General features: G+C 56.9%; 5 protein-coding genes and 1 tRNA gene. 1 reads left to right on the top strand and 5 read right to left on the bottom strand.

Annotated elements, in window-relative coordinates; genetic code table 11:
* Nucleotides 1–138: 138 nt before the first annotated feature.
* The 5 genes from LIO64_RS12030 to LIO64_RS12010 all read right to left on the bottom strand — a co-directional run bounded on the left by LIO64_RS12030 (nt 139) and on the right by LIO64_RS12010 (nt 6,980).
* Nucleotides 139–213: transfer RNA gene (locus tag LIO64_RS12030), tRNA-Val, on the bottom strand.
* A 187-nt stretch (nt 214–400) separates the two neighbouring features.
* A complete protein-coding gene (gene ccsA, locus LIO64_RS12025) occupies nt 401–3,055 on the bottom strand; it encodes a cytochrome c biogenesis protein CcsA (RefSeq protein ID WP_290549693.1) in 2,655 nt (884 codons plus the stop codon).
* A gap of 93 nt (nt 3,056–3,148) precedes the next feature.
* Nucleotides 3,149–3,724 carry a rubrerythrin gene (rbr, locus tag LIO64_RS12020; RefSeq protein ID WP_290549692.1) on the bottom strand — a complete coding sequence of 192 codons (576 nt, stop codon included), beginning with the start codon at nt 3,722–3,724 and terminating at the stop codon, nt 3,149–3,151.
* A gap of 84 nt (nt 3,725–3,808) precedes the next feature.
* The gene (locus tag LIO64_RS12015; RefSeq protein WP_290549691.1) at nt 3,809–4,435 is read right to left on the bottom strand and encodes a hypothetical protein; all 627 of its coding nucleotides are present in this window, start codon (nt 4,433–4,435) and stop codon (nt 3,809–3,811) included.
* A gap of 22 nt (nt 4,436–4,457) precedes the next feature.
* Nucleotides 4,458–6,980: a DNA translocase FtsK gene (locus LIO64_RS12010; RefSeq protein ID WP_290549690.1), complete on the bottom strand. Its 2,523-nt coding sequence runs from the start codon at nt 6,978–6,980 to the stop codon at nt 4,458–4,460.
* A 539-nt stretch (nt 6,981–7,519) separates the two neighbouring features.
* On the opposite strand from LIO64_RS12010, the gene LIO64_RS12005 reads away from it, so the two are divergent.
* Complete coding sequence (locus tag LIO64_RS12005) at nt 7,520–8,170, top strand: sugar transferase (protein ID WP_290549689.1); 651 nt, start codon at nt 7,520–7,522, stop codon at nt 8,168–8,170.
* Nucleotides 8,171–8,176: the final 6 nt, after the last annotated feature.

Below are 8,176 nucleotides of genomic sequence, written 5' to 3'. Positions count from 1 at the left end.
CTTTGGCTTGCGGCTCTGTTGACGGCTCATCCACCGATTTTGATGAAGAGCCTTTAAATAACCCGCTTAAAAAGAACAAAAAAGCCCGTACCTCATAGTGCGGGCTTATTGCTCAATTAGTTGAAAAAAGAAAGTCTTTGGTACACGGAGAGGGATTCGAACCCCCGACCAACTGTGTGTAAGACAGCCGCTCTACCACTGAGCTATCCGTGCATGAGGTGGCGGGAATATATACCGGAGAATCCGGACCGGCAAGGAGAAAATGAGAAAAATGCGTTTCCATCCCCTTCCCTGACGGCATGCGGAACTACCCGCCTAAGGTCCGGGAATGGGAAAAAGCATGAGCATGATTCCACCAGATGCCGAGCACCAATTGTTGAAGCATTTCCAAATCCCCCCCCTACCGGATGTCCACGCGCCGGAGCGCGCGGTAATGCAGGATGACGAAGAGAACGCACAGGACGGCTTCAGACCAGTAGAAGATGTCCAGGGCATCCCGGCCGGAAGTGAAGCCGTAGGAATGCAGCCCCACGCCCAGCATGTTGACGCCCCACCAGGCAAAGGCGATGATGACGCCGCCCACCACGTTGCTGAAGTGGAGCAGCCAGGGGGACAGCCACCCGGCCTTCCGCGCATGCAGCACCACCAGCTGCCACAGCACAATCATCAGCGCTCCGTTTTCCTTGGGGTCCCAGCCCCAGAAGCGCCCCCAGGATTCATTGCCCCAGATGCCGCCGAAGACCGTTCCCACCAGCGTGAATACCAGGGAGAAGCACAGGATGCCGTAAGCCATGCGATCCAGGGATTGTTCCGTTTTCCTGCCAATCAGGCGCAGAGGGGAAGCCAGCAGGTACACATGGGAGAGCACCGCCGCCAGCAACCCGGCCGCGTACCCCAGCACAATGGTGATCACATGCGTGGAGAGCAGGAAATTGGAGCGCAGAATGGCTACAAGGGGGTCCATGTGGTCCACGGCCTGGGAAGATTCATACAGAATGCCCATCTGGCAGGAAAGAGCCCCCAGCAGAAGCCCAGCTGCGAGTACGATGCCCTTTTTGCTGAACAGTTCCGCCACCAGGGAGCAGAGCACGCCCATGCACGCAATGAAGGCGATGGTTTCATAAGTGTTCCCCACCGGAGATCTCATGGTAATCAGTACGCGGATGGCCAGGGCCGCCACCAGCACGCCGGTCCCCGCCGCGCCCAGCAGCCACGCGGGACTAAACCCGCCGGGACGCAGGAAACGGTGCCAGAAAGGCGCATGGACTGAAGGCCGGAAAAGGGCGCAGACCAGCAGGCAGACGAATGCCGCCACAAAAACGGCCAGGGAGACATAAAGCGGGTCCAGCCGGTAGTAAAAGATTTCCCTTTCCAGGCGGGCCCGTTCCCCGGCGGAGGCTGCTTCATTGGGTTCCGCCAGTTTTTCCAGCAGCAGTCCTTCCGCTTTCGTCCGCAGTTCGGCCGCTTTGCCGTCTTCCATTCCAAGAGACTTGCGCTCCAGCAGGGAGGCCATTGCCAGAAAGGCTCCGGTCGATTTGTCCGGGGAGGCCGTCCACAGATGTTCTCCGCCGTTATTCCCAGAAGGGAACCAACGGGGGAATTCCATCTGTTCCATGGCGGAAGGGTCTTCCAGCATGATCCGGGAACCAAGCATCCAGCCGCGCACCACGTCAAAGTTGCGGGAAAGGGCCAGGATTTCCTTCTGCGCCTCCGTCAGATTCGTCTCCCCCAGCATCCGGATTTCCCGGACGGCGCGGGTCATTTCCTGCCAGTGTTCCGCTATCTGCGCATAGGAGTATTTTTTCCGCTTGTCTGCCTGGTCCGGCAAATGCAAGCGTCTGACCACCTCCTCCCGGTTGACCAGGAAGACCGGGTACTGCTCCGCCAATTCCGGACGGAACATGCAGTCCAGCATCCATTCCACTGGGGAAAGCTTTCTTTTCCCTTCCGGCGTCTCTATGGAAAAGCTTCTCTTGCCCAGAGTACGGAGCAGATGGAAGCCCGCGTACGTGGAAACGGGTTTCAAGCGGCCGCCGTCCTGAACGGCCATGGCGCCAGTGCGTTCCACCAGGGAGGAGGACCAGGGCGCGTAATGCTCCATCCGGACCAGGTGGCTGGCAGGACGGGCCGCCAGCATGCCGATGCCGAAGATCCCCGCCACCAGCAGGCAAATGCCTATCAGGCGCAGGCGGCGTTTCCCTCCCGGAAGGGACGGCTCCTGCTGTTGTTCCTTCTCCCCTTCCGTTCCGGCGGGAATCTGGCCGGGCTTGCGGCGCAGGTATCTTCCAAAGACGAAGGCAAAGTGCCACAGCAGCCCCGCCGCAATGATGTAGGAAGACCATTTGGGCATTTGCTCCAAAGGATTGTGGGAAGCGCGGAGGATGGAAATCAGCCTGCCCGGATGCAGGGAGTCCTGCCCCCAGCTCATCTGGTACAGCGTCCAGCCGGAGATGCGCAGGGGTTCGTTCATGCGGATGACGGCGTCATAATGGCCGCCGGATTCCGGGAAAATGGTTACCTGGGATTCATAGGATTTGGGCTTGGACGTCCCGGGATAGAATTCCGGCACAAAACGGTTCAGGCGTATATCAAACGGCAGGGACTGCTCATGCACCCGGTCGCCCTGGGGCAGTTCCACCTGGTCCACGGCCACCGTCATTTTATTGCCCAGCATGATGCCGGCCAGCAACAGAAGAATGCCGCCGTGGGCCACCAGCACGCCCGCGTGCCTCCAAGTCCACCTGACGCGGAACATGCCGCCTATGAGCAGATTGGCAAAGAGAAGGGCGCATGTAATGCCCATGCCGGGCAGCGGCAGGGAAATCAGGGAATTCTCCCCGCCCAGCGGAATCAGCACGTACGGCGCGCCAAAGAAGGATTCTATGGCAGCCTCCGATCCCATGACGGAAGACAGCCGCACCTGATGCAGCGTACCGGCAAATGTCAACACCAGCAGGACCAGCATCAGGGCAATGCCCAAACCGTAGCTTCCGGAAAACTTCCAGAGGCGCCCCCCGTATTTCATCCACCCCGCAGCCGTGTGTTCCCTGTCCATCAATGTAAAGCGTCCGTATGCAAAAAAAGGAGGGGCCGATCACACGATCAGTTCGTGAAACCGGCCCCAGTCATGTTTCTGGCGAAAAGATGATTAAAAATTGTCCGCCAGTTCTTCAAAGTATGCCTGGGGATGCGCGCAGGCCGGACACACCTTGGGCGCAGTGGGGCCGGTATGCACGTAACCGCAATTGCGGCACTTCCACTGGATTTCCTTTTCCTTGGCAAAAACCTTGCCTTCGCGCACGTTTTCAGCCAACTTGAGGTAGCGGGCTTCATGGTGCTGTTCCACGGTGGCGATCCTGCGGAAGGTTTCTGCAATGGCGGGGAAGCCTTCCTTGTCCGCCACCTCGGCAAACGTGGGGTACATGTCGGACCATTCATCATGCTCGCCGGCAGCGGCGGCCAGCAGGCATTCCTCCGTGGATTCCAGAGGAGCCGTGCAGACGGTGTGCGTCACTTCAATGCAGGCGTCTTTCAACAGCTTGAAGAACACCTTGGCATGTTCCTTTTCATTATCGGCCGTTTCCAGGAAGATGGCTGCAATCTGCTCGTAACCGGCTTTCTTGGCCACACCGGCAAAGTAGGTGTAACGGTTGCGTGCTTCGGACTCCCCGGCAAAGGCCTTGAGGAGGTTCTTTTCTGTTTCTGTTCCTTTAATGGATTTCATAAATGAGTCATGTGGTTGTGTAAGCGGAATTATCGTAATAAGAGTCTGCCGAAAAACAAGCTTTTATTGAATGAATCTAAAAAATCATTTTCCTTCCGGTTTTCCGGAAAAAACCTCACGCCACGGGTCATCCATCTTGTCCGGAACGCTTTCCAGTTCCCGGAGAATTTTCTCCCGCTCCCTGGAAATCCTCTCCTGGTCAGCGGGGTCAGGCGCGGGAGATTCCCCGGGCATCGGAAGCAGGCCGTCCGGCGTTTTGCCGCTGTCAGGGGAAATCGGAGGGGTGATCTCCTTGTTGTCTTCATCCGTCTTCGGCTCCGGATTGTCCGGATCCTGGTCATCCTTTTTCACGGAACTTTCCGGAGCGGCCAGGTTCCGGTACAGGAACACCAGGTCCCCCGCCTCCACGGCGCCGCTGCGTATATCCGCCGGAATACGAGCCCGGCCCATCCGTTCCTCCGTCACGATCAGGTTGGCAACCCGGCGGTTCTCCTCCCTGCCCGGGGACTGGGAAATCAGTACGGTGCCCGGCTCATAAACGTTTCCGGCCAGGGCAATCAGCACGTAATGGTGACTGGGGTACACCTGTTCCACCCTCCCCACATAGACAGGAGGCCTGACGGTCTTTTTGACAGGCTTCACCTGCTGAGAGCAGGAGGCGGCCAGCAACGCACATACGGTCAGAACAGGCAGGGAAAGGAGTCGTTTCATGGGAAGTTTTTTCCTTGTCGTTTCATTCCACCAGCACTTTGCGCGGACGGTTGGTATTGTCCGCAGGCGCAATGATTCCACGGGATTCCAGCAAATCCATCATGCGGGCCGCACGCCCGTACCCGATGCTCAGGCGCCTCTGCAACAGGGACGTGCTCACCTTGCGCTCAATGACGGCCACTTCCAGGCATTTGGCATAGCATTCCTCCTCCGCATCATCCAGCGGGCTGTCCGCCCCGCCGTGGGAGGGTTCATCCAGGGACTTCTGAACCTCTTCATGGAATTGCTGCGTGGCTTGGGAAGCGCAATGGGCCACCAGGGCTTCCACCTCGTCATCGGAGATAAAAGCGCCCTGAGCCCGTTCCACCTGGGCGGAACCCGGCGGCAGGTACAGCAGGTCGCCCTTCCCCACCAGTTTTTCCGCACCCTGCCTGTCCAAAATCACGCGGCTGTCCGTGCCGCTCGCTACCTGGAAGGCAATTCGCGTGGGAATGTTCGCCTTGATCGTTCCCGTCACCACCTGTCTTCTGGGCGTCTGCGTAGCCACAATGAGGTGGATGCCCGCGGCGCGCGCCTTCTGGGTCAGGCGGCCGATATTCGTTTCAATGTCCGCGCCCACCGTCTGCATCAGATCCGCAAGTTCGTCAATGACAATGACAATATAGGGGAAGCGTTCGGGGATGACGCCGTCATCGTCCAGGTCCAGTTCATCATTCTCTTCCGCAGGCCATTCTCCCTGGGATTCCAAATCCCGGGCGATGGATTCCGCCAGGTCTTCATCCCCCTCCCCGTTTTCCGGTTCCGCTACCTCTTCCGCGGGCGCGTCCGGCGGACGCTTGTTGAAGGCTTCAAAGTTGCGTACGCCCACCTTGGCAAAGCAATGGTAGCGGTGTTCCATTTCATTCACGCACCAGCGTAGCGCATTGGGCACCTTCTTGGGATCCGTCACCACCGGCACGATCAGATGCGGCAGTTTGGAATAAGGCTGCATTTCCACCACCTTCGGGTCCACCAGGATCAGCCTCAGTTCATCCGGCCGGAATTTCAGGAGCATGGAGGAAATAATGCTGTTGATGCACACGGATTTGCCGGACCCGGTAGCCCCGGCCACCAGCAGGTGAGGCATGGACGCCAAGTCCCCGATCACGGTGCGGCCATACACGTCCTTCCCCAGGGCCAGGGGTATTTTCTTCTTGGGGGAACAAAAACCGGGATCCTGCAACAATTCACGCAGCGGCACGGCAACCTTTTTACGGTTGACGATTTCAATCCCTACCGTGTCCTTGCCCGGGATGGGCGCCACGATGTTCACGCTCTCCGCCTTCGTGGCCAGCGCAATGTCCTTCGCATACTGGTCAAAGGTATTCACGCGCACGCCGCGCGCCGGATAAACTTCATAACGGGTGATGGTCGGGCCGCGGGTAATGTCTCCCGGCGTCACGTCCACGCGGAACGTCGTCAGCGTCTCAATGATCTTCTGCTGGATTTCCAGCATCTCGTCCTTGTCCTCTTCCGTGGGGCCGTCCAGCTTTTCCTCATAATGAAGCAGTTCAAACGGGGGAAGCTGGTAATCCCGGAATTCCTCCGTAGGCGGCGTGGACAATTTGGAAAAAGGCTGCTCCGCAGGTGCGGGCTTGATTTCCGCCGGTTTAGCCACGGTAATCCTGGGGCTGGGCACCAGGGGAAGACGTCCCTGCGTGCGCGGAGCGCGGGCGGGGGGAGCGGAGTCTGCGGACTTGGCCGGAGAAGCCGCGGCAACCTCATGATATAAACCTTCCAAATCATCTCCCGTGCGTTGCAGGCGGGAAGAAGCCCTGCTCTTTCTATCCGGCCTGGGGGCGGACAGCGCCGCATCTTCCATGCTGGCCCTTACGCGCGCCGCCTCCCTGGCAAGCTGGGCGGACTGACGAGCCATCTTTTTTTCCTTCCTTTGCATGCGCCATCCGCGCCATTCCCGCAGCATGGCGCGGAACAGCGTACGAGGCTGCATGCCGGCGGCATAAACCAGGGCCAGCAGATAACCTAACCCGGAAAGAACCAGCACGGCGGACGTGCCGGCTAAAGGAAGAAGCAGGTGCGTTCCCAGCAAATGGCCTGTCAGGCCGCCGGATCCCTGTATCTGATGGCGCGCTACCCATTCATCCCCCGGCACATGGCCAGCCGTCAGGAACAGGCAGCCGCACAACAGAAGAAAAAGGCCTCCGTACACCACACCGCGGGGCAACTTCCCATGGTGCAGCAGACGGTAAAGGCCCCACCATTCCAGCAGAATGACAAGCACCCAGGCCATGCCGCCCAGCACCCAGTAAAGAATGCCCGCACCGTACAACCCCACCACATCCAGCACATTGGATGTTCCCGGCACCACCTGCCCGGAGTCATTTAAATAACTCCAGCCTATTTCCTGCACGTCAAAAGTCAGCATGGCCGCAAGCAGAGCCGCGCCGCCCAGCAGGGACACGACTCCCCACACCATTCCCAACCAAACAGGGGGACGCCCCTCTTCACGCTCAAATGCATGATGCTCCTGCACATCCAATGCCATACCTGCCTTTTATCCTAACAACTCCGCGCGCCCAACTCAAGGCTAAACAAAAGGAAGGGATCTGAAAGGCGCCGGACTCCGCCTGCCATGGCAGAAATGACAGGTTTCAAAAAGGGAAAAATCCGGAAACAGAGCGTTCCCTCATTCCTTTGAACAGCTCCGTGTATAGTCTTTCCATTACCTGTACAAGAACACCATTCACCTTTAAATCCAACACAAATGCGACAATATCCAACACGCTCTTTCTATCTGATTGATCATATTAATTCAACAGCATTTTTATTATAAAAAGATATGTTATTCCATACTTGGGTATTAGTAGTCAAAAATCCAGCGGATTGCAAATCCTATCAAAATAATAGGATAGGATAATTTTTATAATAATACACTTAATATAAAAATATTATCCTATATAAACGGTAGTTTGAATTAAAATTCTTTTGTTTTTTTAAGACACAAGAATGATAAATAAGTAATTTTTCTTTAATGATTACTATTGACATCGGATTTGCAATCCGCTAATCCTGCCTCCGGCGCTTATGTATATACATATCTGCAAACCATTTCTTGGAAGCCTTCTTGCCGGAATTGCTCTCATTATTCTCATTCCTCTGTTGCTGATCGTGTCGGTACTTCTTGTACTTTCTACAGGAAAATCCCCGTTTTTTCTTCAAACGCGCATAGGGTACAAGGGAAAGCCGTTCAAGATCATCAAATTCAAGACGATGAACGACAGTAAGGCCGAAAACGGGCAGCTTCTGCCTGATGAACAGAGGCTCTTTCCTCTGGGGCGCTTTCTCCGCAGCTCCTCTCTGGACGAACTCCCCCAGCTGATCAACATCCTGAAAGGAGATATGGCTTTTGTGGGCCCCCGCCCCTGGATTCCCTCCCAAATGGCCGCACTCCCGCCCAGCTACTGCCAGAAGCGCTGCTCCGTACGGCCCGGAATCACCGGCATGGCCCAGATCCACGGCCGCAACGGCATTCCCTTCTGCCGCCGCCTCTGCTACGACCTGATCTACGTCCACAACAGCAGCCTGGGGCTGGATATTTCCCTCCTTTTCCGAACGGCACGGAAGGTATTGATCCGTGAAGGAATCCAGCAATGCAACGAAGCTTTCCAGAACAAACTGGGGCAGACCCTGATTCATAACGACCTTTCCCAGCCCTCTTCATCTTCCTTCCAATAACTCATT

This window comes from Akkermansia sp. (assembly GCF_020860705.1).
GTDB lineage: Bacteria > Verrucomicrobiota > Verrucomicrobiia > Verrucomicrobiales > Akkermansiaceae > Akkermansia.
Note: the sequence above shows the minus strand (reverse complement) of the source record. Positions and strands in the feature narration are given on the sequence as shown.